The 23328-nt window shown below is 69.9% G+C and carries 28 protein-coding genes; 11 read left to right on the top strand and 17 right to left on the bottom strand.

The genetic code is table 11. The features are described 5' to 3' along the window. Positions 1 to 36: 36 nt before the first annotated feature. The 3 genes from hisI to hisF are packed head-to-tail and all read right to left on the bottom strand — an operon-like array spanning position 37 to position 1531. On the bottom strand, positions 37 to 396 hold the full coding sequence (hisI, locus tag ACFFQA_RS04750; protein ID WP_377850375.1) for a phosphoribosyl-AMP cyclohydrolase: 360 nt from the start codon (positions 394 to 396) through the stop codon (positions 37 to 39). Then, on the bottom strand, positions 393 to 761 hold the full coding sequence (locus ACFFQA_RS04745) for a hypothetical protein (protein ID WP_377850374.1): 369 nt from the start codon (positions 759 to 761) through the stop codon (positions 393 to 395). Before ACFFQA_RS04745 ends, hisI begins: the two co-directional genes overlap by 4 nt. Beyond that, complete coding sequence (gene hisF, locus ACFFQA_RS04740) at positions 758 to 1531, bottom strand: imidazole glycerol phosphate synthase subunit HisF (RefSeq protein WP_377850373.1); 774 nt, start codon at positions 1529 to 1531, stop codon at positions 758 to 760. Before hisF ends, ACFFQA_RS04745 begins: the two co-directional genes overlap by 4 nt. 58 nt (positions 1532 to 1589) lie before the next feature. On the opposite strand from hisF, the gene ACFFQA_RS04735 reads away from it, so the two are divergent. Beyond that, positions 1590 to 1976: a PPOX class F420-dependent oxidoreductase gene (locus ACFFQA_RS04735; protein ID WP_377850372.1), complete on the top strand. Its 387-nt coding sequence runs from the start codon at positions 1590 to 1592 to the stop codon at positions 1974 to 1976. Between the two features lie 65 nt (positions 1977 to 2041). Then, a complete protein-coding gene (locus ACFFQA_RS04730) occupies positions 2042 to 2770 on the top strand; it encodes a Clp protease N-terminal domain-containing protein (RefSeq protein WP_377850371.1) in 729 nt (242 codons plus the stop codon). 188 nt (positions 2771 to 2958) lie between these two features. Here the strand turns inward: ACFFQA_RS04730 and priA are convergent, their stop codons facing one another. Both priA and hisH read right to left on the bottom strand, forming a co-directional pair. Continuing rightward, a complete protein-coding gene (priA, locus tag ACFFQA_RS04725) occupies positions 2959 to 3690 on the bottom strand; it encodes a bifunctional 1-(5-phosphoribosyl)-5-((5-phosphoribosylamino)methylideneamino)imidazole-4-carboxamide isomerase/phosphoribosylanthranilate isomerase PriA (RefSeq protein ID WP_377850370.1) in 732 nt (243 codons plus the stop codon). A gap of 46 nt (positions 3691 to 3736) precedes the next feature. After that, positions 3737 to 4366: an imidazole glycerol phosphate synthase subunit HisH gene (hisH, locus tag ACFFQA_RS04720; RefSeq protein WP_377850369.1), complete on the bottom strand. Its 630-nt coding sequence runs from the start codon at positions 4364 to 4366 to the stop codon at positions 3737 to 3739. 201 nt (positions 4367 to 4567) lie between these two features. On the opposite strand from hisH, the gene ACFFQA_RS04715 reads away from it, so the two are divergent. Then, positions 4568 to 4960 (top strand): hypothetical protein, encoded by a 393-nt coding sequence (locus tag ACFFQA_RS04715; protein ID WP_377850368.1) that lies wholly within the window; start codon positions 4568 to 4570, stop codon positions 4958 to 4960. Between the two features lie 22 nt (positions 4961 to 4982). Here ACFFQA_RS04715 and ACFFQA_RS04710 read toward each other — a convergent pair whose 3' ends face one another. Both ACFFQA_RS04710 and ACFFQA_RS04705 read right to left on the bottom strand, forming a co-directional pair. Beyond that, the gene (locus ACFFQA_RS04710; protein WP_377850367.1) at positions 4983 to 5924 is read right to left on the bottom strand and encodes a transketolase family protein; all 942 of its coding nucleotides are present in this window, start codon (positions 5922 to 5924) and stop codon (positions 4983 to 4985) included. Continuing rightward, positions 5921 to 6622 (bottom strand): thiamine pyrophosphate-binding protein, encoded by a 702-nt coding sequence (locus ACFFQA_RS04705; RefSeq protein ID WP_377850366.1) that lies wholly within the window; start codon positions 6620 to 6622, stop codon positions 5921 to 5923. Before ACFFQA_RS04705 ends, ACFFQA_RS04710 begins: the two co-directional genes overlap by 4 nt. Before the next feature lie 55 nt (positions 6623 to 6677). Here ACFFQA_RS04705 and soxR point away from each other — a divergent pair, with 55 nt between their 5' ends. Both soxR and ACFFQA_RS04695 read left to right on the top strand, forming a co-directional pair. Beyond that, a complete protein-coding gene (gene soxR / locus ACFFQA_RS04700; protein WP_377850365.1) occupies positions 6678 to 7142 on the top strand; it encodes a redox-sensitive transcriptional activator SoxR in 465 nt (154 codons plus the stop codon). 245 nt (positions 7143 to 7387) lie between these two features. Beyond that, a complete protein-coding gene (locus ACFFQA_RS04695; RefSeq protein ID WP_377850364.1) occupies positions 7388 to 7918 on the top strand; it encodes an RNA 2'-phosphotransferase in 531 nt (176 codons plus the stop codon). Here the strand turns inward: ACFFQA_RS04695 and ACFFQA_RS04690 are convergent. The 4 genes from ACFFQA_RS04690 to hisD are packed head-to-tail and all read right to left on the bottom strand — an operon-like array spanning position 7915 to position 11136. Further along, positions 7915 to 8073, bottom strand: coding sequence for a CG2302 family histidine operon protein (locus ACFFQA_RS04690; protein ID WP_377850363.1), 159 nt, complete (start codon positions 8071 to 8073; stop codon positions 7915 to 7917). The genes ACFFQA_RS04695 and ACFFQA_RS04690 overlap by 4 nt on opposite strands. A gap of 20 nt (positions 8074 to 8093) precedes the next feature. After that, the gene (gene hisB, locus ACFFQA_RS04685; protein ID WP_377850362.1) at positions 8094 to 8693 is read right to left on the bottom strand and encodes an imidazoleglycerol-phosphate dehydratase HisB; all 600 of its coding nucleotides are present in this window, start codon (positions 8691 to 8693) and stop codon (positions 8094 to 8096) included. After that, on the bottom strand, positions 8690 to 9817 hold the full coding sequence (locus ACFFQA_RS04680; RefSeq protein ID WP_377850361.1) for a histidinol-phosphate transaminase: 1128 nt from the start codon (positions 9815 to 9817) through the stop codon (positions 8690 to 8692). The genes hisB and ACFFQA_RS04680 overlap by 4 nt, the downstream gene beginning before the upstream one ends. Continuing rightward, a complete protein-coding gene (hisD, locus tag ACFFQA_RS04675; RefSeq protein ID WP_377850360.1) occupies positions 9814 to 11136 on the bottom strand; it encodes a histidinol dehydrogenase in 1323 nt (440 codons plus the stop codon). Before hisD ends, ACFFQA_RS04680 begins: the two co-directional genes overlap by 4 nt. Positions 11137 to 11427: 291 nt before the next feature. On the opposite strand from hisD, the gene ACFFQA_RS04670 reads away from it, so the two are divergent. From ACFFQA_RS04670 to ACFFQA_RS04655, 4 genes are all read left to right on the top strand, one after another. Further along, the gene (locus ACFFQA_RS04670) at positions 11428 to 12681 is read left to right on the top strand and encodes a M14 family metallopeptidase (protein WP_377850489.1); all 1254 of its coding nucleotides are present in this window, start codon (positions 11428 to 11430) and stop codon (positions 12679 to 12681) included. Between the two features lie 78 nt (positions 12682 to 12759). Next, the gene (locus tag ACFFQA_RS04665) at positions 12760 to 14043 is read left to right on the top strand and encodes a M14 family metallopeptidase (protein ID WP_377850358.1); all 1284 of its coding nucleotides are present in this window, start codon (positions 12760 to 12762) and stop codon (positions 14041 to 14043) included. Between the two features lie 140 nt (positions 14044 to 14183). Continuing rightward, on the top strand, positions 14184 to 15482 hold the full coding sequence (locus ACFFQA_RS04660) for a M14 family metallopeptidase (protein ID WP_377850357.1): 1299 nt from the start codon (positions 14184 to 14186) through the stop codon (positions 15480 to 15482). A gap of 129 nt (positions 15483 to 15611) precedes the next feature. Beyond that, positions 15612 to 16307 (top strand): MerR family transcriptional regulator, encoded by a 696-nt coding sequence (locus ACFFQA_RS04655; RefSeq protein WP_377850356.1) that lies wholly within the window; start codon positions 15612 to 15614, stop codon positions 16305 to 16307. Here the strand turns inward: ACFFQA_RS04655 and ACFFQA_RS04650 are convergent. The 6 genes from ACFFQA_RS04650 to ACFFQA_RS04625 all read right to left on the bottom strand — a co-directional run bounded on the left by ACFFQA_RS04650 (position 16241) and on the right by ACFFQA_RS04625 (position 22551). Then, positions 16241 to 17419, bottom strand: coding sequence for an aminotransferase class V-fold PLP-dependent enzyme (locus ACFFQA_RS04650; protein WP_377850355.1), 1179 nt, complete (start codon positions 17417 to 17419; stop codon positions 16241 to 16243). The genes ACFFQA_RS04655 and ACFFQA_RS04650 overlap by 67 nt on opposite strands. A 145-nt stretch (positions 17420 to 17564) precedes the next feature. Next, positions 17565 to 18209 carry an ABC transporter ATP-binding protein gene (locus ACFFQA_RS04645; RefSeq protein WP_377850354.1) on the bottom strand — a complete coding sequence of 215 codons (645 nt, stop codon included), beginning with the start codon at positions 18207 to 18209 and terminating at the stop codon, positions 17565 to 17567. After that, entirely contained in the window at positions 18191 to 19099 is a 909-nt protein-coding gene (locus tag ACFFQA_RS04640) for an ABC transporter ATP-binding protein (protein WP_377850353.1), read from the bottom strand. Before ACFFQA_RS04640 ends, ACFFQA_RS04645 begins: the two co-directional genes overlap by 19 nt. Continuing rightward, entirely contained in the window at positions 19096 to 19989 is an 894-nt protein-coding gene (locus tag ACFFQA_RS04635) for an ABC transporter permease (RefSeq protein ID WP_377850352.1), read from the bottom strand. Before ACFFQA_RS04635 ends, ACFFQA_RS04640 begins: the two co-directional genes overlap by 4 nt. Continuing rightward, positions 19982 to 20995 (bottom strand): ABC transporter permease, encoded by a 1014-nt coding sequence (locus tag ACFFQA_RS04630; RefSeq protein ID WP_377850351.1) that lies wholly within the window; start codon positions 20993 to 20995, stop codon positions 19982 to 19984. The genes ACFFQA_RS04635 and ACFFQA_RS04630 overlap by 8 nt, the downstream gene beginning before the upstream one ends. After that, positions 20959 to 22551 carry an ABC transporter substrate-binding protein gene (locus ACFFQA_RS04625; RefSeq protein WP_377850350.1) on the bottom strand — a complete coding sequence of 531 codons (1593 nt, stop codon included), beginning with the start codon at positions 22549 to 22551 and terminating at the stop codon, positions 20959 to 20961. The genes ACFFQA_RS04630 and ACFFQA_RS04625 overlap by 37 nt, the downstream gene beginning before the upstream one ends. Positions 22552 to 22622: 71 nt before the next feature. Between ACFFQA_RS04625 and ACFFQA_RS04620 the strand changes: the two genes are divergently transcribed. Next, positions 22623 to 22841, top strand: a complete 219-nt coding sequence (locus ACFFQA_RS04620) for a helix-turn-helix domain-containing protein (protein ID WP_377850349.1) — start codon at positions 22623 to 22625, stop codon at positions 22839 to 22841. Positions 22842 to 23075: 234 nt separating this feature from the next. Further along, a partial coding sequence (locus ACFFQA_RS04615; RefSeq protein WP_377850348.1) for a hypothetical protein occupies positions 23076 to 23328 on the top strand: 253 nt, incomplete at its 3' end.

The following is a 23328-nucleotide window of genomic DNA, read 5'->3' as shown; positions in this document are numbered from 1 at the left end:
ACCCGGAGATAACCGATTCTGAAGCGCGAAAAGCGTCTATTCGGATGGAGCCGAAAGGAGAATATCGGAATCGAAACAGGTCCGGGTCCCGGTGTGGCAGGCCGCGCCTTCCTGGTCCACGACGAGCAGGACGGTGTCCCCGTCGCAGTCCAGCCGCACCTCGTGCACGCGCTGCGTGTGCCCGGAGGTCTCGCCCTTCACCCAGTACCGCTGACGGCTCCGCGAGAAGTACGTGGCGCGCCGCGTCGCGAGCGTGCGGCGCAGCGCCTCGTCGTCCATCCACGCCACCATCAGCACCTCGCCGGTGCCGCGCTGCTGCGCGACCGCGCAGAACAGGCCGTCGGCGTTGCGCTTGAGCCGCGCGGCGACCGCCGGGTCCAGCTCGGTCTCGCTCATCGTCCCTCCAGGAACTTCCGCATCGGGCCGGTGCTCAGCAGCACGACGGCGTAGACCTGCGCCGCCGCGACGACGCCGGAGACGATCCGCGCGAACACCGGACCGTCGCCGAGCACCACCAGCAGGTGCAGCAGCGCCGCGAAGATCGCGACGGTGATCGCGCCGATCCGCCCGATGCCAAGGCGCGCAAGGATTCCACCGGTCGCGACAGCGGCGAGAACCGCGAGCAGCAGCGGCAGCGTGACCAGGTCGGCCCCGCCCTCGGCCGCCCACCTGACCAAGCCGGTCACCAGGAAGACCAGCTCGGAGCCGAGCAGGCAGGCCAGGACCGCCCACAGCTCGACGGGCCTGCGACCGCCGGTCACCTGACCGTCACTCCCGCCGCGCGCAACCCGTCCTTGACCTCGCCGATGCGCAACTGTCCAAAGTGGAACACGCTGGCCGCGAGGACGGCGTTGGCCCCCGCGTCGATGGCGGGCGGGAAGTGCTCGACCGCGCCCGCTCCTCCGCTGGCGATCAGCGGCACTGTCACGGCGGCGCGCACCAGCCGCAACAGCTCCAGGTCGAACCCGGCCTTGGTGCCGTCGGCGTCCATGGAGTTCAACAGGATCTCGCCGACCCCGAGCTCCTGACCGCGAGCCGCCCACTCCACCGCGCAGATCCCGGTGCCGCGCCGGCCGCCGTGCGTGGTGACCTCGAAGCCGGACGCGGTGGGCTGAGCGCCCTCCGGCACCCGCCGCGCGTCCACGGAGAGGACGATGCACTGCGCGCCGAACCGCTGCGACGCCTCGTGCAGCAGTTCCGGGCGCGCGATGGCCGCCGTGTTCAGGCTGACCTTGTCCGCGCCCGCCCGCAGCAGCTTGTCCACGTCGTCGACCTCGCGCACGCCGCCGCCGACCGTGAGCGGGATGAACACCTGCTCGGCCGTGCGGCGCACGACGTCGTAGGTGGTCTCCCTGCTGCCGGAGGAGGCCGTGATGTCCAGGAAGGTCAGCTCGTCGGCGCCCTCGGCGTCGTAGGTCCGCGCCAGCTCGACGGGATCGCCCGCGTCGACGAGGTTGGTGAAGTTGACGCCTTTCACCACGCGCCCGTTGTCGACGTCCAGACAAGGGATCACTCGCACCGCAACCGTCACGTGCAAAGCCTACGGTGCCACCGCGCGCTCATTTCGCCGCAGGTCTAGCGTGTGGCGGGTGCCTCACGACGTCGATCGGCTCTCCTCGGGCAAGTACGTGCTGCTGACCACCTTCCGCCGTGACGGGACCCCCGTGCCGACGCCGGTGTGGGTGATGCGCGACGGCGACGAGCTGGTGGTGTGGACCCCGGTCGACTCCGGCAAGGTCAAGCGGATCCGCAACAACGACACCGTCGAGCTCGCTCCCTGTGATGTGCGCGGGAATCCCACTGGCGCACCGGTTCTGGGCCGCGCGCGCCTGCTGGACGCGGCCGGCACCGAGCGCGCGCGGCGACTGGTGGCCAGGAAGTTCCCGTTCTCCGGGCGGGTCGTGCTGTGGGGCAGCCTGCTGCGCAGGGGGCGGGCCGGAACGGTCGGCATCGCGCTCCGGCCCGGCGAGGCGTAGCAGCGGACACAGCCAGCGTCAACTTGCGGTTGACGATTCGCGGATCGTCAACCTACAGTTGACGCATGACACCAACGCCGGTCCGACTCGACGACCTGATCGACTACGTCAAGACCCAGTACCCGGACGGGACGCCGCTGGACCACCTCAGCGTCGCCGTGCTCACCGGCGAACGCCTCGGCGAGCTCGCCGACCACCTGATCGGCCACTTCGTCGACCAGGCGCGCAAGGGCGGCGCGTCCTGGACGGAGATCGGCCAGAGCATGGGCGTGTCCAAGCAGGCGGCGCAGAAGCGCTTCGTGCCCAAGGACATGGACAAGATGACCATGGACAGCTTCGCCCGCTACACCGACGACGCCCGCAAGGTCCTCGTCTCCGCGCAGGAGGAGGCCAGGTCCGCGGGCAACCCGGAGATCGGCACCGAGCACATCCTGCTCGGCCTGCTGCACGCGCCGGAGGCGCTCGCGGCGCGGGCGCTGGCCGCCGAGGGCGCGGGCGAGCGGGCGATCCGCGCGGCGGTCGAAGCGGTGCTCTCCCCGCCGCAGAAGGACATCCCCGAGCACATCCCGTTCACCGCGAGTGCCAAGAAGGTCATCCAGCTCACCCTGCGGGAGTCCTTGCGGCACAGCAGCAAGCACATCGACACCGAGCACATCCTGCTGGCGCTGCTGCGCGAGGAGGCGGGGACCGCCGCGAAGGTCGTCGCCGGGCTGGGCGCCTCCCGCAAGGAGGTCGAAACCCGGATCCACGCCGAGCTGAAGGAGATCTTCCTGCGGGAGCAGGGCAAGGGCTAGCGCCGACCCCGCAAGTCGCCCCGATCCCCCGAGGCGCCACCCCCGCACCCCCGCCGAGGTTTTCGCGTTTTGTCACCTTAATGCGCAAGGGAGCGCTCCCAAATCGCGTTAAGTTCCCATAGCGCGAAATGAGAGGAGCCCGGGTGCGGGCCCCGGGTGAGGTGGTGTCGCTACGCGCAGGACACGGGCTAGCGGACGGCGGCGAGGGCCTCGGGAAGCGTGAACGCGCCCGCGTAGAGCGCCTTGCCGACGATGGAACCCTCAAGGCCGAGCGGGGCCAGCTCGGCGAGCGCCCGCAGGTCGTCCACACTGGACACTCCGCCGGATGCGATCACCGGCTTGTCCGTGCGGGAGCAGATCTCGCGCAGCAGCTCGACGTTCGGGCCTTGGAGCGTGCCGTCCTTGGACACGTCGGTGACCACGTAGCGGGTGCAGCCGTCGCGCTCCAGGCGCTCCAGCACCTCCCACAGATCACCGCCGTCGGAGGTCCACCCGCGCCCCTTGAGGCGGTGCCCGGCATCGGTGATACGGACATCGAGGCCCACGGCGACCTGTTCCCCGTGCGCGGCAAGGACTTTCGCGCACCACTCGGGGTTCTCCAGAGCGGCGGTGCCCAGGTTCACCCGCGCACAGCCGGTGGCCAGCGCGGCCTCCAGCGAGGCGTCGTCGCGGATGCCGCCGGAGAGCTCCACCTTCACGTCGAGCTTGCCGATCATGTCGGCCAGCAGCGCCCGGTTGTCCCCACGGCCGAACGCCGCGTCCAGGTCGACGAGATGGATCCACTCGGCACCGCCGTCCTGCCACGCGAGCGCGGCGTCCAGCGGTGTGCCGTAGGAGGTCTCGGTCCCCGCCTCGCCCTGGACGAGGCGGACGGCCTTGCCTTCGACCACGTCGACGGCCGGGAACAGCGTGAAAGTCACGGGGATACCTTATGCGTTGAAACGGATGATCATGCGAACCGGCTGGCTAGAGCGAGTTCAGCCAGTTCCGCAGGATGTGCGCGCCTGCGTCGCCGGACTTCTCCGGGTGGAACTGGGTGGCCCACAACGGCCCGTTTTCCACGGCGGCGACGAAGTCCTCACCGTGGTTGGCCCAGGTCACCAGCGGCGGCGTGAAGGCGCCGTCGGCCTCCAGCTCCCACTTCCGCACGCCGAACGAGTGCACGAAGTAGAACCGCGTGTCGGCGTCGAGCCCTGCGAAGAACGCCGAGCCCTCCGGTGCGCGGACGGTGTTCCACCCCATGTGCGGCAACACATCGGCGTGCAGCCGTTCGACGGTGCCGGGCCACTCGCCGCAGCCGGAGTCGGTGACGCCGTGCTCGACGCCGCGCTCGAACAGCGCCTGCATCCCCACGCAGATCCCGAGCACGGGACGCCCGCCGGCCAGCCGCTCGCCGATGATGCGCGGTCCCTGCACGGAGCGCAGGCCGGCCATGCACGCGCCGAAGGCGCCGACCCCCGGGACCACCAGCCCGTCCGCCGCGAGCGCGGCGCGATGGTCGGCGGTCACCTCGACGTCGGCGCCGACGCGACGCAGAGCGCGTTCGGCGGAGCGGAGGTTGCCGGAGCCATAGTCGAGCACGACGACGCGGGACACGCCCCCAGGTTAGTCGGCACCCCCGCCCATCCGCGAACCCGTTCCCCGGCACACCTCACGATCCGTCATGGCAACACGCGGCACCATTTCGCGCCAGGAGGCCCAAGTTCTTCGGCGAAAATATGGTTCGTATTCGACATAAGAGGACTTTTTGCTACTCTCGCCCCCACCTCATCGACATACCCGAAAAGGGGTCCGAGAATGCGCAGAGCTCTGTCGGCTGTCGCCCTCGCGGCACTGATCACCGCCACGGTGAGCGCCCCGGCCGCCTCCGCGTCCACAGTGCGCGCGAAGTGCAGTTTCAGCTCCACTTCCTCGACGATCAACGAGACCGGCGCGACCCGCCCCCTCTCGGTCCTCGCAACGGTGCAAGGCGGCTGCAAGGTCACCGCCAAGCTCGCCAAAAGGAATTCACTAACCGGAAAGTGGAAAGAGGTTGATAAGCTCGCCAAGAGCCCGGCCAGCAACAAGAACGTGGGTTTTAACTTCGCGTGCCACGGTAAGGGAAAGTACCGCGTTCACCTGAGCATGAGCGGCGACAGCGCGACCATCTACGCCAAGAAGAAGAACGGCGAGCTCGTCTCCGTCTGCTAGTGATCGCCCCGCCTGAGCTCCCTCACCGCATGAAGCGGGCTATCGACTCGGCGAGTCCGGCCGGGTCGAGGCCGTGGACGACGTCGTGCTGCTCCGCCGTTCCGTAGGCTCGGACTTCGCTGTCGCGACGCACACCGAGGGCCAGCAGCCGGTGCGGGGTGTCGGCCAGCGCGGTGGCGACCTCGTGCGCAGAGGTGCCCTGGAGGTAGGGCTCCACCAGGACCACGTTCGGGTTCGCGCCCACCGCGGCGCGCAGCCCGGCGTGGTCGAACGGGCGCACGGTGGCCGCGTAGAGCACCGTCACGTCCACTGTGGACGTCGCGGCGAGCACCGCGTCCAGGGTCGGTCCGACAGCCACGACGACTCCCCTGCTCCCGGAGCGGACCGTGGTGAAGCCCGCACCCGTGGGATACGCCCGCGCGTTGCGGCGGGTGGACAGGCGGAGGTACACGCAGTCGTCGGTGGCCAGAGCCGCGGTCAGCAGCTCGCGGACCTCGTCCTGGTGGCCCGGCACGTGGATCGTCCAGCCGGGAAGCGTGTCGATCAGCGCCACGTCGCCGGGGGCCTGGTGGGTGCGGCCCCAGACCGGGTCGTCGTAAGAGCCGCCGATGCTGACCAGGACCGCTCCCGCGTCCTGGTGGCCGAGGTCGAGCTTGATCTGCTCGAAGGGCCGCTCGATCAGGAACGGCGTGTAGCTGTGCGCCACCGGCCTCAGCCCGGTCAGCGCGAGCCCTCCGGCGACGCCGATCATCGCCTGCTCCCGGATGCCCACGTTGATCACGCGGGACGGGTGCCTGGCGCGGGCCGCGCCGAAGTTGCCCGCCGAGATGTCCGCGGTCACCACGGCGATCCGGGGATCGGTGTCCATGGCGGCGCTGACCGTCTCGACGAAGGCCTCGCGCATGGTGACGTCAGTGGCCTTGAGCGCCAGGGCAGTCTTGCCCTGGAAGTCCGCGGCGGTCATTCGACTCCCTCACTCCTGATCACGGCGACCACGGCGCGCGGGCGGCCGGGGTGCTCCTCGGTGAACGCGCGGTACAGCGCCTCCTGGTCGCGGCCGTCGACCGAGACGGTGTCCCAGCCCTCGACCGCGAAACGGGTGGCCATGCCACCGGGCCAGCCGTGGCTGGCCGAGCCGTTGTCGATGGCGACCACGGTCAGCCGGTCCAGGCCGAGCCTGCCCGCGAGCGCGATCGCCTCGTGGTTGCTGCCCTCGTCGAGCTCCCCGTCGCCGACGAGCACGAACACGCGCGGGCGGGTCCTGCCCTGGGCGCGCAGGCCGAGTGCCTGGCCGACGCCGAGCGCGAGGCCGTGGCCGAGCGAGCCGCTGCCGATCTCCGCCCCCGGCACCAGGACCCGGTCGGGGTGCTGGCCGAGCGGCGAGCCGAACTCCGTCCAGTCGTCCAAAGTGGACGGATCGAGGAAGCCCTTCGCGGCGAGCACCGCGTAGAAGGCCATCGGCCCGTGCCCCTTGGAGAGCAGGAAGCGGTCGCGGTCCGGGTCGTCGACGCGGTCAGGCGAGACGTCGAGCACCTTGTCGTAGAGCGTCCAGAGCGCGGGCAGGGTGGAGGTCGCCGCCCACTCGTGCTTCTCGTCCCCGGTCATCCTCCGGAACAGGGCCGGTAGCCCTGACCAGTCCGTGGTCACTGTCCCCTGTGTCATGATCCAAGGCTGTAACCTCGACTTAACTAGAGGTCAAGGCTAGGGTCTGCAGATCATGGCGGAACTGCCCAGATGGCTGACTATCGGCGACGTCGCCGCGCGCAGCGGCGTCCCGCACACGTCGTTGCGGTTCTACGAGGAGAAAGGCCTGATCAGCTCGGAGCGCACCGCTGGAAACCAGCGACGGTACTCGCGTTCGGTGTTGCGCCGGTTGGCGTTCATCCGATCCGCGCAGCGCGTGGGTCTCTCCCTGGAGGACGTGCGCGACGCGCTGGCGACGCTGCCGGACAACCGCACGCCGACCAAGGCGGACTGGACGCGACTGTCCCGCAGCTGGGACAAGGAGCTGGAGATCCGCATCGACGCGCTCCAGCGGCTGCGCCAGCGACTGGCGACGTGCATCGGCTGCGGCTGCCTGTCGATGAAGCTCTGCGGTCTGTACAACGAGGACGACCAGCAGGCCAGACACGGCCCGGGAGCCCCCAGGCTCAAGGCCGCCGCCGAGGGCGGACGCGACTAGCCGCTGTCCTGCAAGTCGTCCCGATGCCCCGAGGTGGCGCGCCACCCCCGTGCACACGCCGACGTGGCCTGGCGTGGTCGGCGTTTTCGCGTTTTGTCACCTTGTTGCTCGATAGAGCGCTCCCATTTCGCGTTAAGCCTACAAAACGCGAAAACCCTGACCACGTCGGCCAACGTGCGCACACGGCAGCGCGGCGCCGGACAAAGACCTTGGCGGGGGGTGGGTTGAGTGCTCCACTTGGGCGTATGAACCACGCACGAATGGTGAGCGTGTCCAAGCGGATGGCACGTCACCTGCGACACGCTCCCGAGGAGATCGGCATCACCCTGGACGCTGCGGGCTGGGTGGCGGTCGCTGATCTGCTCGCGGCGCTGCGCATCTCCCGCGAGGAACTGGAGGCCGTTGTCGCGGGCAACGACAAGCGTCGATTCGCTTTCGATGCAACGGGAACCCGCATCCGCGCGAGCCAGGGCCACAGCGTCGCCGTCGACCTCGGCCTGGAGCCTGCCGAGCCGCCCGCCGTGCTCTACCACGGCACGGTCGAGCGGTTCCTGCCCGCGATCCTGCGCGAGGGACTGCGGCCGATGAACCGGCACGACGTGCACCTGTCCGCGGACACCGAGACCGCGAACCGGGTCGGCAGACGCCGTGGCGCCGCGGTGGTCCTGGTGGTCGACGCCGCCGCGATGGCGGCCGACGGCCACGAGTTCCGGCGCAGCGCCAACGGCGTCTGGCTCACGGCATCGGTGCCACCCCGCTACCTCAAGCGGAGCTAGGGCGTCGACAGCCACCAGGCGACGGCGCCCGCTCCGGCGAGCACCGCGCCCACCACGAGCAGGATGGCGACCAGCTTCATCGACTTCCACAGCGTGTACGCGCCACCGATGAGGAACCCAGCGACGGCGAGCAGCGCGATGTAGATCCAGTCCATGCCGCGCAGGTTAGCCGTTGCTACAGCACACCCTTGGTGGAGGGGATGCCGGTGACTCTGGGGTCCCGCTCGACCGCGGCCCGCAACGCCCGCGCGATGGCCTTGTACTGCGCCTCGGTGATGTGGTGCGGATCGCGGCCGTGGATCACCCGCACGTGCAGCGCGATCTTCGCGTGGAAGGCGAGCGACTCGAAGACGTGCCGGTTGAGCACCGACGGGTAGTTGTTGCCGATGGTGTAGGCGGCCAGCAGGTCGGGCTCCCCGGTGTGCACGCAGTACGGGCGGCCGGAGACATCCACGGCCGCGTGCGCGAGGGTCTCGTCCATCGGGATCCACGCGTCACCGAAGCGGCGGATGCCCGCGGCGTCGCCGATCGCCTCGCGCAGCGCTTGGCCGAGCACGATCGCGGTGTCCTCGACGGTGTGGTGCGCGTCGATCTCCACGTCGCCGGTCGCGCGTACGACCAGGTCGAAGGACGCGTGCGCGCCGAGCGCGGTCAGCATGTGGTCGAAGAACGGCACTCCCGTGCTGATGTCGACCTTGCCAGCGCCGTCGAGGTCCAGCTCGACCAGGATCGAGGACTCCTTGGTCGTGCGCTCCACCTTCGCGATCCGGTTCACCGCATTACCTCCGTAGCCGCGACGTCCTTGCTGGCGGCCAGGAAGGCGTCGTTCTCCTCGGGGACCCCGATGGTCACCCGGAGGTGGCCCGCGATGCCGATCTCCCGGATCAGCACTCCACGGTCCAAATAGGACTTCCATGCCGTTGCCGCGTCGCCGAACCGTCCGAAGAGGACGAAGTTGGCGTCGCTGGGCACCACGGTGAAACCCATGCCCGTCAGGGACTCCACCACACGGTCCCGTTCGGCGGCGAGCTTGGCGACCGAGCCGAGCGTGGCGTCGGCGTGCCGCAGCGAGGCCAGCGCGGCGGCCTGGGTCAGCGCGGACAGGTGGTAGGGCAGCCGCACCAGCTGGAGCGCGTCCACCACGGCGGGCGCCGCTGCCAGGTAGCCCAGCCTTCCCCCCGCGAAGGCGAAGGCCTTGCTCATCGTGCGCGAGACGACCAGCCGCCCGCCCAGCTCGGCGGAGCCGATCAGCTCGACGGCGCTGGGCTGCGCGGAGAACTCCGCGTACGCCTCGTCCACCACGACCATGCCAGGAGCCGCCGAGACCAGCCTGCGCAGGTCCTCGGTCGGGATGGACTGGCCGGTCGGGTTGTTCGGGCTGGTCAGGAAGACCACGTCGGGCCTGCGCTCGGTGATCAGCGCGACGGCGGCGTCGGCGTCCAGCGAGAAGTCCGGCCTGCGCGGCGCGGAGAGCCACTCGGTGCGGGTGCCCGCGGCGATGATCGGGTGCATCGAGTACGAAGGCTCGAAGCCGACCGCGACGCGGCCCGGACCGCCGAACGCCTGCAGGACCTGCTGCAGGATCTCGTTGGAACCGTTGGCGGCCCACAGGTTCTGCGGCGCGAGCCGCACCCCGGTCGCCTTGGTCAGGTACTCCGCGAGCGCCGTGCGCAGCTCCACCGCGTCCCGGTCCGGGTAGCGGTGCAACGCCTGGGCGGCCTCGCGCGTCGCCTCGGCCACGTCCGCGACCAGCTCCGGCGGCGGCGGGTACGGGTTCTCGTTGGTGTTGAGCCGGACCGCGACGTCCAGCTGCGGCGCACCGTAGGGCGAGCGCCCGCGAAGGTCCTCGCGCAGCGGCAGCCCTTCGAGGCCGAACTCGGCTCCCAGGGGCGCGCTCACGACGCACCGCCGAAGCGGGCCGTGATCGCCTGCCCGTGCGCGGGCAGGTCCTCGGCGTTGGCCAGGGCGACCACCTGTCCGGCCACGTCCGCGAGCGCCTCGCGGGTGTACTCCACGACGTGGATGCCGCGCAGGAAGGTCTGCACGCTCAGCCCGGAGGAGTGCCGCGCGCAGCCGCCGGTCGGCAGCACGTGGTTGGAGCCCGCGCAGTAGTCGCCGAGCGAGACCGGCGAGTACGGGCCGACGAAGATCGCCCCGGCGGAGCGCACGCGGGCGGCGACGGCGGAGGCGTCCACCGTCTGGATCTCCAGGTGCTCGGCGGCGTAGGTGTCGACCACCCGCAGCCCCTCGTCCACTGTGGACACCAGGATGCAGCCGGACTGCTTGCCGCTGAGCGCGGTGCGCACCCGCTCGCTGTGCTTGGTCGCCGCGACCTGTGCGACGAGCTGCGCGTCGACCGCGTCGGCCAGCTCCGGCGAGGTGGTCACCAGGACGCTGGCGGCCTGCGGATCGTGCTCGGCCTGGCTGACCAGGTCGGCCGCAACGTGCACCGGGTCGGCGGTGTGGTCGGCGAGGATCGCGATCTCGGTGGGACCTGCCTCGGAGTCGATGCCGATCAGGCCGCGCAGCAGTCGCTTGGCGGCGGTCAGGTAGACGTTGCCCGGACCAGTCACGGTGTCCACCGGGTCCAGTGCGACGCCGTCGGTGTCCACTCCGCCGTACGCGAGCAGCGCAACGGCCTGCGCCCCGCCCACGGCCCACACCTCGGTGACCTCCAGCAGCGCGCACGCGGCGAGCACGGTCGGGTGCGGCAGGCCCCCGAATGCGGCCTGCGGCGGCGAGCACACCACCAGCGACTCCACGCCCGCCGTCTGCGCGGGCACCACGTTCATCACGACGCTGGAGGGGTAGACCGCGAGCCCGCCCGGCGCGTAGAGGCCGACGCGGGCGACCGGCACCCACCGCTCGGTGACGGTGCCACCGGGTACGACGCGGGTGGTGGTGTCCGTGCGGCGCTGGTCGGCGTGCACCTGGCGGGCGCGGGTGATGGAGGTCTCCAGTGCCTCGCGCACAGCGGGGTCCAGCTCGGCGAGGGCACGCCTGAGCTCGGCCTCGGGCACCCGGACCCGCTCCGGGCGGACCTTGTCGAAGCGCTCGGCGAACTCCAGGACGGCGTCGACGCCGCGCTCGCGCACCGCGTCCACCACCGGTCGCACCTGATGCAGCACGGCGTCCACGTCGACCTCGGCGCGCGGCAGCGTGGCGCGCAGCTCGGCGGCGGACGGGACACGACCACGGAGGTCGATGCGACTGAGCATGAGAGGGCTGTCCTTGGGTCGGCTGGTTTTCGCTGGTCCCAGCCTAGGCGTTCGCCCTCTTGGAGCAGAACCGAGATAGGTGTGCGTTCTGTCTATTTCACAACCCGAACGGTCTACAGCTCATAGGAGGAATCTATTGCTCCGAAGTTATGTCTTGTCGACTCTCAGTGAACTGAGCCACGCTGCACTGGTCACACTCCGTCAACGTTCGGAGGCAAGATGTTGACAAGGAACGCGAGGGCGTTCACGAAGCGGGGAATGCTCGCCGTGGCCTTCGGCGCCTGCGTGGCGCTGGCGGCCTCGGTCCCCGCGATCGCGACGGCGACCCCCACCGGCCCTGCACCGGTGTCGGAGAAGCCGTCCGAGGCCGGCGGCCGGGCCGTGTACCAGGTGCACGGGACCGCGACGGCCGAGCAACGCACCGCGGTGGCCGACACGGGGATCGACGTCCTCGGGTTCGACGGCTCCGCGATGACCGTGATCGGGACCCCTGCCGAGATCACGGCCCTGCGCGCCAAGGGATTCCAGGTCGAGTTCCACTCGCGGCTCCCAGGCGACCTCCCCCTGCCCAACGAACCCGGCACGCGTGACTTCCCCTCCGGATACGCGGGCTACCACAACCTCGCCGAGCTCAACGCCGAGCTGAACAAGACCGTCGCCGCCTACCCGGCCCTGGCGAAGATCTCCAGCATCGGCAAGAGCCACGAGGGCCGCGACCTCACCGTCGTCAAGATCAGCGACAACGTGGGGACCGACGAGAACGAGCCGGAGGTGCTGTTCACCTGCGGGCAGCACGCCCGGGAGCACCTGACCATCGAGATGTGCCTGCGCATCGTGCAGCGGCTCACCTCCACCTACGCCACCGACGCCGCGGTCAAGCGCTACGTCGACTCGCGGGAGATCTGGGTCGTCGCCAACGTCAACCCGGACGGTTCGGAGTACGACATCGCCAGCGGCCAGTTCCGCAGCTGGCGCAAGAACCGCCAGGGCGCCGGCACCGACCTCAACCGCAACTGGGACTTCAAGTGGGGCTGCTGCGGCGGCTCCTCCGGGAGCACCGGCAGCGAGACCTACCGCGGCCCGTCGCCGTTCTCCGCGCCGGAGACCCAGCGGGTGCGGGACTTCGTCAACTCGCGGGTCGTCGGCGGCAAGCAGCAGATCACCTCGCACATCGACTGGCACACCTACTCCGAGCTGGTGCTGTGGCCCTACGGCTACACCAACGCCGACACCGCGCCGGGCCTGGACGCCGACCAGGCGCGCACCTTCTCCACCCTGGGCCGCCAGATGGCCCAGACCAACGGGTACACGCCCCAGCAGAGCAGTGACCTCTACATCACAGACGGTGGCATCAACGACTGGATGTGGGGCGTGCACAAGATCTGGAGCTACACCTTCGAGATGTACCCGAAGGACGCGTGGAGCGGCGGCTTCTACCCGAGGGACACCGTGATTGAGCGGGAGACCTCGCGCAACGACAAGGCCGTCAACCTGCTCCTGGAGTACGCCGACTGCGTGCCCAGGGTGATCGGCAAGACCTGCTGACCCCTCAGCAGCACCAAGGGCGTTCCCACCCGCGCGGGTGGGAACGCCCTTGTCCCTGTGAACCCCCTGGAGGTCCCCATGGCCATCCGTCTCGGCCTGCGAGCCGTAGCGGTAGGCGCCTGCCTCGCCGTGATCGTCCCCACCTACGGCCTGGCCCAGCTACCCGAAGCGGAGACCGTGTACTCCGTTGACAACGTCGTCGGCACCGACGCGCGCACCGAGGTCGTCGCCTCCGGCGTGGACGTGCTCGGCGTCGACCACGCGGAGATGACCGTCTCCGCGCTGCCCGGTGAGGCCAAAGCCCTGCGCGACAAGGGCTATCGGCTCACCGCGCTCGACGACCGCGCCCGCCAGCTCGCCGAGCGCAGTGGTCCGGACGTCACGCCGAGGGACTTCCCCCCTGCCGACGCGGGCTACCACAACTACGCCGAGCTGACCGCCGAGCTGCAGAAGACCGCCAGGGACTTCCCGAACCTGGCGAAGCTGTCCAGCGTCGGCAAGAGCCACGAGGGCAAGGACATCTGGCTGGTCAAGCTCAGCAACAACGTCGAGACCGACGAGAACGAGCCGGAGACGATCTTCACCTGCAACCAGCACGCCCGCGAGCACCTGTCCGCGGAGATGTGCCTGCGCCGCATCGTGCAGCGCTTCACCACCGGCTACGCCACCGACCCCGCGATCAAGAAGTTCATGGACACCAGGGAGATCTGGGTCCTGCCGATGGCCAACCCGGACGGCATCGAGTTCGACATCGCCACCGGGACCTACAAGAGCTGGCGGCTCAACCGGCAGCCCAACACGGGGACGACCCGGGTGGGCACGGACCTCAACCGCAACTGGGGTCACAAGTGGGGCTGCTGCGGCGGCTCCTCGTCCAGTCCGGGCAGTGAGACCTACCGCGGCGCCACCCCGTTCTCCGCACCGGAGACCAAGGCGATCAGCGACTTCGTCAACTCGCGGGTCGTCGGCGGCAAGCAGCAGATCACCACGCACATCGACTGGCACACCTACGGTGAGCTGGTGATGTGGCCCTACGGCTACACCAAGGACGACACCACGCCTGACCTGAACTCCGAGAACCTGCGCGCCTTCAAGGAGCTCGGCACGCAGATGGCGGCCAGCAACAGCTACAAGCCCCAGCAGGCCAGCGACCTCTACATCACCGACGGTGGCGTGCGGGACTGGATGTGGGGCCAGCACAAGATCTGGAGCTACACCTTCGAGATGTTCGGCGGCCAGTACGGCTTCTACCCGCCGGACGAGGTGATCGACCGGGAGACCACCCGCAACGACAAGGCGGTCGAGCTGATGCTGACCTACGCGGACTGCGTGCCGAGGATCGTCGGCGGCACCTGCTCGTAGAACCGTTGCTTCGTAGGGCGATCCGTCCGTTTCACACGGGTCGCCCTACGAAAGTATCGGACCCGTCCGGGGTATTCGTCTTGCGAGCCAATTCGGCAAGGACCACTCTCCGATCGACCCTGCACCTTTCGGAGGTATCCATGCGCAAGCGTCGTGGCCTGATCATGGCGACGGCCGGAGTCTGCATCGCGTTGTTGTTGCCGAGCGGAGTCACCGCGGGCGCGACGGCACAGCGGGCACCGGGCGAGACGACGACCGTCAAGCAGGACATCTACGACATCACCGCCGCGACGACCGAGCTGCGCGGCTCGGTCGCGGCGACCGGGGTGGACGTCTTCTCCGTGCACGGCAGACGGATGACGGTCTCCGCCACTCCCGAGCAGGCAAAGTTGTTGCGCGACAAGGGGTTCGAACTCAAGCACCAAGGCGATCTCCAGCAGGAGCTGGCGAAGCTGACCCCTGGGCGCGACGTCACCACCAACGACTTCCCCGCCGGCTACAAGGGCTATCACAACTACGCGGAGATGACCGCGGAGCTGCGCAAGGCCGAGTCGGACTTCCCGAACATCGCCAAGGTCTCCAGCATCGGCAAGAGCCACGAGGGCCGCGAGATCTGGGCGATCAAGATCAGCGACAACGTCGGCACCGACGAGAACGAGCCGGAGGTGCTGTTCAACTGCAACATCCACGCGCGTGAGCACCTGACCGTGGAGATGTGCCTGCGCATCGTGAAGCGCTTCACCACCGGCTACGCGACCGACCCCGCGATCAAGAAGGTGGTGGACTCGCGGGTGATCTGGGTCGTGCCGAGCGTCAACCCCGACGGCGCGGAGTACGACATCGCCACCGGCCAGTTCCGCAGCTGGCGCAAGAACCGCCAGACCCAGTCCACCGACATCAACCGCAACTTCGGCTACAAGTGGGGCTGCTGCGGCGGTTCCTCCGGCAGTTCGGGCAGCGAGACCTACCGCGGCCCGTCGGCCTTCTCCGCCCCGGAGACCCAGCGCGTCCGTGACTTCGTGAACTCCAGGGTGGTCGGCGGCAAGCAGCGGATCACCGCCAACATCGACTTCCACACGTACTCGGAACTGGTGCTGTGGCCCTTCGGCTACACCAAGGACGACACGGCTCCCGGCCTCAACGCCGACGAGCAGAAGACGTTCTCCACGCTGGGCCGCCAGATGGCGCAGACCAACGGCTACACGCCCCAGCAGGGCAGCGACCTCTACGTCACCGACGGCGACATCACCGACTGGCTGTGGGGCCAGCACAAGATCTGGACCTACACCTTCGAGATGTACCCGTCCGAGGGCGGCGTCGGCGGTTTCTACCCGAAGGACACCGTGATCGAGCGCGAGACCGCGCGCAACGACAAGGCCGTCGACCTGCTGCTGTCCTACGCGGACTGCGTGCCGAGGGTCATCGGCAAGACCTGCTAGACCCGCTGGGAAAGAGGGAGAGCGGCCGCTCCGCCCCGGGGGGCGGCCGTTCTCCTGTCCGGAGGTTGCGGCTGACACGGTGTCAACGCCCACCGTCACGCCGTGTTCCCCGAACGAGGAGTGTCCACAGTGGATCGTCCTATCGAGCAGGTGGCCGCGCTCACCGGAGCGAGCACCCGGATGCTCCGGCACTACGACGCGATCGGTCTGCTGCGCCCGTCCCGGACGAGCGCGGGTGGCCGCCGCTACTACGACGAGGCGGCGCTGCGGCGGCTGTGGCAGATCCTGTTGCTCCGCGAGCTCGACGTCGGGCTGAACGCGATCTCGGACATCCTCGACGGCCGACCCGACATGGCGGGCGGCCTCAGCGCCCACCTGGAGTCCCTGCTGCGCGAACGCGACCGTCTGACCCGTCGCGCCGAGGCCGTCGAGCTGCTCCTGGAACGGCTCGAAGCAGTGGACTCCGCGCTGGACGACCTCGGGCGGCACCGGGAGCTGATCAACCGGTTCGGACCGCCACCGCCGAACCTGCCGAACTGGCCACCCGAACTCGGCGAGCTCCAGCGGCGTTTCGCCGCTCTGGCAAAGGGTTTCGCCGCGCTGCGGATAGCCGGGATCCCGCCGCACGACCCGCGCGCCCGCACCATCGCCGCCGCCCAGCACGAAGCCCTCCAGCGGTTCTGGCCGGTCGACGCGAAGCTCTACGTCGAGCTGGCCGAGTTCGCCGACGACGGCTACCAGCGGGAGGCGGTCTACGCCTACGTCGCGGCGATGTCAGCGACGACGGTGAGGAACTCGTCGAGCTGCTCGGGGCTGACGAAGTAGTGCGGCGAAGCGCGGACGAACTCCGTCAGCCCGCGCTTGCTCATGTCCAGCAACGCGCCGTGCGCCCCGCTGGCCGAGACGGTAACCCGCCGCTCGCGCAAGGCGTTCTTCACCGAGTCGGCCGCGACACCGTCCACGGTGAAGCTCACGATGCCGCTGCGCACCCGTCCGAGGTCGTGCACCCGCACCCGGTCGATCCCGGCCAAGCCCGCACGAAGTGTCTCCGCGCGCTCGCGCACCGCCTGCTCGATCGCGTCTATGCCGAGGTCGTCGGCATAGCGCAGCGCGGCGATCAGCCCGAGGCGGTCGGCGACGGAGAACTCCCACAGCTCGTGCACGCGCGCGTCCGACCGCAGCCGCACCTGGTCCGGCATCGTCCAGGTGGCGCTGTGCTGGTCGATCTGCACGGGGCGCAAGCGTCTCGCGGCCTCCTCGCGCACCACGAGAATGCCGGTGCCCCGCGGTCCGCGCAGCCATTTGCGACCGGTCAACGAGATCAGGTCGGCTCCGGACTCCTCGGCGTTCACCCGCAGCTGTCCCGCCGCCTGGCACGCGTCGAGCAGCACGAGCGCGCCCGCGTCGTGTGCGGCTTCGACCACCTCGCGCACGGGGTTCACCAGGCCGCTGTTGGTCGGCGCGTGCACCAGCGACACCAGCCGCACGCGCTCGTCCAGCAGCTCGCGCAGTGCGGCCACGTCCAGCGTGCCGGTCTCGTCGGAGGGCACCACGTCGACCTGTGCGCCGACCGCACGGGCGCGGTGGTAGACCGCGATGGCGTTGCTGCCGTACTCCGCCTCGCTGATCAGCACGCGGTCGCCCTCGGTGAGCGGGACCGCGGTGAAGGCGTTGAGCCAGGAGCGGGTGGCGCTCTCCGTGAAGGCGACCTCCTCCGGTGCGCAGCCGAGGAAGCCCGCCGCGACCGCGTAGCCCTTGTCCAGGTCGTCGGCGCGCTCGGCGGCGGCGCGGTACCCGCCGACCTCGGACTCGCGGCGCAGGTGGGCGATGGTCTCGCGGAGCACCGGTTCCGGCGGGAGGGAGGAGCCCGCACTGTCGAGGAAGACCCGTTCCCTGGCACCGGGCGTGTCGGTGCGGACGGCGTCGAAGTCGATCACCAGCTACCTCCGTTGTCGGACGTTCCTCCACGGTAGGAGATCATCGGCCGCCGAAACAGCCAGCGATCCGGTCCGCTCCCGCGCGGCCGGTGGATCTCCGCCTCGGTGGCACGGGCTCCCAGCTCCCGGCTCGTCAAGCTCGACGTCACCCCAGCCGGTGCACGCGGTCGGCCCACACACCGAGCAGCGACTCGTCATGGCTGATCGCGAGAACACCGACATCCGACTCACGAACCTGCTCCAGCACAACGCCGACCAGTGCGGCGGTCGTGGACGCGTCCAGCATCGCGGTCATCTCGTCGCACACCAGGTACCTCGGCCGCAGCGCCAGCGCTCGCGCCAGGCACGCCCGCTGCAACTGCCCGTCACTCACTTCGTGCGGACGACGGCCGAGCAGGTCATGGGTGAGCCCGACCAGCTCGGCGAGCTCCGCTTCGTCACGCGACACACCGTTGGCCGCCAAGGGTTCCACGATGATCTCGCGGAGCGTGAAGCGCGGATCGACCGACAGCCTCGGCTGCTGGAACACCACGCCGACGGCGGTCCGGTGCGCGCGCGGCGCCGCATGCCGGAACCGCCGCACCGCGACGCCGTCGAGCTCGACGCGCCCGGCCCACGGTTGGTGCAGCAACGTCAGCACCTTGGCCAGCGTCGACTTCCCACAGCCGCTGGGCCCCGCGAGACCGAGCACCGCACCACGTTCGACCGCGATGTCCACATCGGACACAACCGGGGTGCCCCCGCGGTAACCGGCGACCAGGCCGGTGCCGCTCAGCACGGCCGCCGACAAGCGACGAGGCGGTCGCCGTGGCGAACCAGTTCCGGATCACCGCCGCACGAGTCGGAAACCGGGCAACGCGGCCGGAAGGCGCACCCGTCCGGCAGGTTGGTCAGCTCCGGCGGGTGACCAGGGATGGGACGGAACCCGCCTTCCGGCAGGGCTCCCAGCAGCCCCGTGGTGTACGGGTGGAAAGGATCAGCGAAGACATCGGGCGCGGGGCCGAGCTCGACGAGCCTGCTCGCGTACATCACCGCGAGGTCCGTCGCCGACCGCCGCGCGGCCGCGAGGTCGTGCGTGATCAGCAGCACCGCTCTCCCCTCATCGGCCAGTGCCGCGAGCAGGTCCACAGTTCGTTCCACCAACGGGCGGTCGAGCCCGCTGGTCGGTTCGTCCGCCAGGATGATCGGCGGATCCCCTGCGAGCGCCATCGCGATCGCCACCCGTTGCGCCGTCCCTCCGGAGAGCTCGTGCGGGTACAGGTCGAGCATCTTCGGCGGCAGCCCGACCCGCTCGGCCAGCTCGTCGACGTCCTGCTCCGGCTTGAGCGCCCGGACCGCCTCGGCGAGCTGGCTGCGAGCTGTGCGAACGGGTGTCAGGTGCGTGGCCGCCGACTGCGGCACGAGCCCGACCAACCGGCCGCGCACCTTGGTGGACAACGTCTTCTCGTCGGCGGCGAGCAGGTCCAGCCCGTCCAGCTCCGCCTGCCCGCGCACCTCCGCGTTGCCCGGCAGCAGGCCCAGCAGCGCGGACGCGAGCACCGACTTCCCGCACCCGCTCTCCCCCACCAGGGCGAGCAACCGCCCCGGCCGCAGGCGGAAGGAGGCATCGGTCACGGCCCGGACCTCGGCTCCCCGCAACCGGAAGCGGACGGAGAGCCCGCGAACGTCGAGCTCGGTCACAGCGCCAACTCCGATCTCCTGCGCGGCACGAGCCGATCACGCCACACCGAGGCCAACCCCGACACGGCGAGGGTCGTCGCGATCAGCACGACCGAGGGGAACGCCACGACCCACCACGCCCCGGTCAGCACCGCCACCCGCGACTCGGCGAGGATGTTGCCGATGCTGGCCAGGTGCGGCGGCAGCCCGAGCCCCAGGAAGCTCAGCGCGGTCTCGTGCCACACCGCGTGCGGCAGCAACAGGACGGCTGACATGGCGGCCTGCGGCACGACGGCGGGAACCAGGTGCCGGTGCAGCACCCGCCACCGGCTCGCGCCGCCGGAGATCGCCGCGTCGATGAACGGCCGCTCACGCAACGAGAGCACCTCGGCGCGCACGATCCGGGCGACGGTGGTCCAGTGCGTCAACGCGATCGAGGCGACGACCGCGGTCAGATTTCCCCGGTACAGAGCCACGATCACGATGCCGAGCAACAGGTGCGGCACGGAGTTCATCGTGTCCACGAACCGCATGACCAGCCGGTCCGGCCACCCGCCGACAGCCCCGGACAACCCACCGATGACCACACCGAGCACCGTCGAGATCACCGCACACGACGCCGCGACCAGCAACGACACCCGTAACCCCGCGAACACCCGCAGCAGCAGGTCACGTCCGGCGGCGTCGGTGCCGAAGGGGTGCTCCAGCGAAGGAGCGAGCCGGACGGACCCGTAGTCGATCAGACTCTCGTCCAACCCGCCGAGCCACGGCAACAACACCGCCGCCAGCACCAGAATCGTGAGCGCGACCGCCCCGCCGACCAGCCGTCCCCTGGCCCCGGCGCCCCGTCGTGCCCCCGCTCGAACTCCCCCGACGGGCCGCCACTGCTCGTGGGGCTTGTGATCAACCATCGACGCCCACTCTCGGGTCGAGCGCAGCGGCCGCGACGTCAGCGACCAGCGAGCCGAGGAGAACGGCCGCGGTCGCCAGCAGCGACAGCATCACCATCAGCGGGAAGTCCACCGCGAGCGCGGCACGGACCACGGCGCTGGCCACACCCGGCCACGAGAAGACCTCTTCCACCAGCACAGCACCGGTGACCAACTCCGGAACACGTGCTCCGACAAGGGTCACGAACGGCAGCAACGCCGTCGGGAGCGCGTGCCGCAGCACGACGACGTGTTCTGCCAACCCACGCGCACGCGCTCCGGTCACGTGGTCCTCGGCCAGTGCGGTCAGCAACGACTGGCGCACGTGCAGCACCAGCCACGGCGTCTGGGAGACCGCCAGCACCAGGGCCGGCAGCACGAGGTGTCGCGTCACCTGGCCGAACGTCGCCTCCGCGCCCGCATCGGTGAGGCCGGCGACCGGGAACCACCCGAGTGCCAACGAGAACAGCGCGATCGCTCCGAGCGCGAGCACGAACGGCGGGATGCCTTCCAGAGCGTGGCCGACGGCCGTGACGCAGCGGTCGATCCACCCGCCCTGTCGCCACGCCGCCAGCACACCGAGCACCAGCGCGATCAGCACCGCGAGCACCAGCCCCACGGTCACCAGCAGCAGGGTCCACGGAAGGCGTTCGCCGATCACCTGTGCCACCGGCTGGCGGAACGACCGGCTCACGCCGAGGTCGCCGGACAGCAGGTCGCCCGCCCACCGTCCGAACTGGACGATCAGGGAGTCGTTGAGCCCCAAGGACTCCCTGGCCTGTGCGATCTCCTCGGCGGAGGCGTTGAAGATCTGCACGCCGTAGTACTGGTGGATCGGGTCGAACGGCGATGCCGCGCCGAGCAGGAACACCCCGACGGCGACCGCGGCGAGCACTGGAACCGAGAACAGCAAGCGCCGCAACGCCAGTGAGCCGATGCCGCGCGCCCGGCTCACCCGCGCGGCACCCAGGTCTGCACGTTCCACCACGGACCCCAGGTCAGGCCGTGGGTGTGCGGATCGACGACCTCCTGGTAGCCGGTCCAGCCGTCGCGCACGACGTAGGTGTGGTCGAGGAAGACCAGGAACACCATGCCGGGATCGGCGGCGTACGCGCGCTGGAACTGGCGGTAGTAGGCGACGCGCTGCGCCGGGTCGGTCTCCCGGCGCCCGGCGTCCAGCGCCGCGTCGACCTGCTGGTTGCGGTAGGAGCCGGGGTTGTTGAAACCGTTGGCGGCGAAGGAGGAGTGCAGCAGCGGGTACGCCTTGAGATCGGGGTCGAAGGGGTTGCCGCCGCCGAGCACCAGCGCGTCGGCGCCCATCCTCGGCTCGATGGCCTCCCAGCCGAGCCCCTCCAGCTTGACCTCGACCCCGACGGCCTTGGCATCGGAGGCGAACGCCTGCGCGAGGTCCTTGCGCACCGAGTCCCCCGCCGGGTACATCAGCGTGAAGACCGCCCGCTGCTCGCCACGCGCCCGCACGCCGTCGCCACCGAGGACCCATCCGGCCTGCTCCAGGACGCGCGCGGCCTCGGCCTTGTCGTAGCGGAACTGCGCGCTCGGCTCGACGAACTCCGGGAGCGCCTGCGGGATCGGCGTGGACGCGGGCTTGCCCCGGCCGCCGAGCAACGCGTCGATCATGCCCTGCCGGTTCATCGCGTAGTTCAGCGCGAGCCGCACGGCGCGGTCGCCGGTCACCGGGTTGGCCATCGGCATCACGACGGTCCGGTAGTCGGCGCTGGAGTGCTTGATGACCTGGACGTTCTTCACGTCGGACATTCCGTTGGCGTACAACGGCGGCAGCGACGTGCCGTCGAACTCACCCGCCCGCATCCGCTGCGCCCGCGTGTTGTCGTCGGTCGCGAACACCACGGTCAGCTTGCGGACCTTGGGGGCACCGAGGAAGTAGTCGTCGTTGGCCTCCATCACCATGCGCTCGCCCTTGCGCCACTCGGTGAGCTTGTACGGGCCGGTGCCAACGGGCTTGGTGTTGAACGGAGAACGCTCGAGCGGGCCTGGCTGCGCCAGCGCCTCGCTCGGCAGGATCCCCAGCACCAGGCGGTGCGCGAACGGGGCGTAGGGATAGGCCAGCGTGAACCGGACGGTGCTCGGCCCATCGGCGTCGACAGCGGTCACCATCGAGTAGTTGGCGCGCACCGTGGAGGCGAAGGCGGGGTCGAGCACGGCGCGGTAGGTCGCGACGACGTCCTCGGAACCGAACGTCGTCCCGTCGTGGAACTTCACGTCGGTCCGAAGCTTCACCGTCCAGGTCTTGCCATCGGGCGACGGCATCGGCACCTCGGCGGCGAGCGCGGCCCGCACACTGCGGTCGGCGCGGTGCTCGACAAGACCGTCGAAGAGCTTGGACGCACCCTCCTCACCGAAACCGAGCAACGGGTTGAGCGTCTCGGGCTCATAGCCGTCTGCCAGCACCATGTTGGTGCGGTCCGGACCGGTCTGCCGGTCGGGGGCCGACGGTGTCGTGCACGAGGAGAGCGCTAGGGCGGAAACGACGACGGTGGCGGGCAGCCAGCGACCAGTGAGCACCCGACGACCCTAGGAACTCCTGCCAGTCACTTGCAACAGCTCGCTCACTCACGGCGGCTACTGTGACGACCATGGCGAGACAAGCAGAAGCAGAGGCGCTGCTGCCCTACGAGGTGAGCTACTTCGCCAGGCTCGTCCGTGACGTCCGGGAAACCCGTGGCTGGACCCAGGCCCAGCTGGCCCAGGCCGCCACCATGCCGCTCCAGGCGGTCATCGACTTCGAGGCGGGCCGGATCAGGCCCGCACTCGCGAAGAACACCATGCGGCACCTGATCGACGCCATGGACTGACCCTCGGAGTCTGTCTCGTTCGGGCCTCGGCGCGGGCCTCGAACGTGCTCTTCGGGCGTCCTCCGCGATAGCCGAGGTGTCCACGGCCGCCGCGCGCCGGAAACCGAATGGGACGCCCTCTGAGCGCCACCTGACTTTGGCGATAGAGCCACGTTCACCGACAGCGAAAGAACCGATCCCCCATTTCATCCTTTAGAGCCATGATCACCATTTTTCGGCGGATAGAATAAGAATATGACCCCGGATGAGACCCTCGACGCAATCGAGGACGCCTACCGCGCGGTGAATCACGCGCACGCGGTCCTGGCGCGCCGTCTCGCCGAATTGGTGGTCAGCACGGATTTCGCCGAATACCCCTACCTCGGCGATGAGGTCGGCGCGTTGCTCTCGATTTCTTCGCGCAAGGCCAGCACCCTGATCAACCACGCTGAGAACCTCGCCTCCCGCCCCGCCGTCCTCGCCGCCCTGGAGGAGGGGCGGATCGACC

The sequence above is a fragment of the Allokutzneria oryzae genome, from assembly GCF_042429765.1.
Classification (GTDB): domain Bacteria; phylum Actinomycetota; class Actinomycetes; order Mycobacteriales; family Pseudonocardiaceae; genus Allokutzneria; species Allokutzneria oryzae.
The sequence above is the reverse complement of the archived record's forward strand: the minus strand, read 5'-3'. Positions and strand labels throughout refer to the sequence as shown.

What these genes read in the sequence shown, in the direction of transcription:
- ACFFQA_RS04710 (WP_377850367.1), bottom strand. Translation starts at nt 5,924, where the DNA reads ATGACCGCCGCGGACTTCCAGGGCAAGACTGCCCTGGCGCTCAAGGCC.
- ACFFQA_RS04635 (WP_377850352.1), bottom strand. Translation starts at nt 19,989, where the DNA reads ATGGTTGATCACAAGCCCCACGAGCAGTGGCGGCCCGTCGGGGGAGTT.
- ACFFQA_RS04695 (WP_377850364.1), top strand. Translation starts at nt 7,388, where the DNA reads ATGAACCACGCACGAATGGTGAGCGTGTCCAAGCGGATGGCACGTCAC.
- hisI (WP_377850375.1), bottom strand. Translation starts at nt 396, where the DNA reads ATGAGCGAGACCGAGCTGGACCCGGCGGTCGCCGCGCGGCTCAAGCGC.
- ACFFQA_RS04620 (WP_377850349.1), top strand. Translation starts at nt 22,623, where the DNA reads ATGGCGAGACAAGCAGAAGCAGAGGCGCTGCTGCCCTACGAGGTGAGC.
- ACFFQA_RS04730 (WP_377850371.1), top strand. Translation starts at nt 2,042, where the DNA reads ATGACACCAACGCCGGTCCGACTCGACGACCTGATCGACTACGTCAAG.
- ACFFQA_RS04665 (WP_377850358.1), top strand. Translation starts at nt 12,760, where the DNA reads ATGGCCATCCGTCTCGGCCTGCGAGCCGTAGCGGTAGGCGCCTGCCTC.
- ACFFQA_RS04715 (WP_377850368.1), top strand. Translation starts at nt 4,568, where the DNA reads ATGCGCAGAGCTCTGTCGGCTGTCGCCCTCGCGGCACTGATCACCGCC.
- ACFFQA_RS04690 (WP_377850363.1), bottom strand. Translation starts at nt 8,073, where the DNA reads ATGGACTGGATCTACATCGCGCTGCTCGCCGTCGCTGGGTTCCTCATC.
- ACFFQA_RS04705 (WP_377850366.1), bottom strand. Translation starts at nt 6,622, where the DNA reads ATGACACAGGGGACAGTGACCACGGACTGGTCAGGGCTACCGGCCCTG.
- ACFFQA_RS04660 (WP_377850357.1), top strand. Translation starts at nt 14,184, where the DNA reads ATGCGCAAGCGTCGTGGCCTGATCATGGCGACGGCCGGAGTCTGCATC.
- hisD (WP_377850360.1), bottom strand. Translation starts at nt 11,136, where the DNA reads ATGCTCAGTCGCATCGACCTCCGTGGTCGTGTCCCGTCCGCCGCCGAG.
- soxR (WP_377850365.1), top strand. Translation starts at nt 6,678, where the DNA reads ATGGCGGAACTGCCCAGATGGCTGACTATCGGCGACGTCGCCGCGCGC.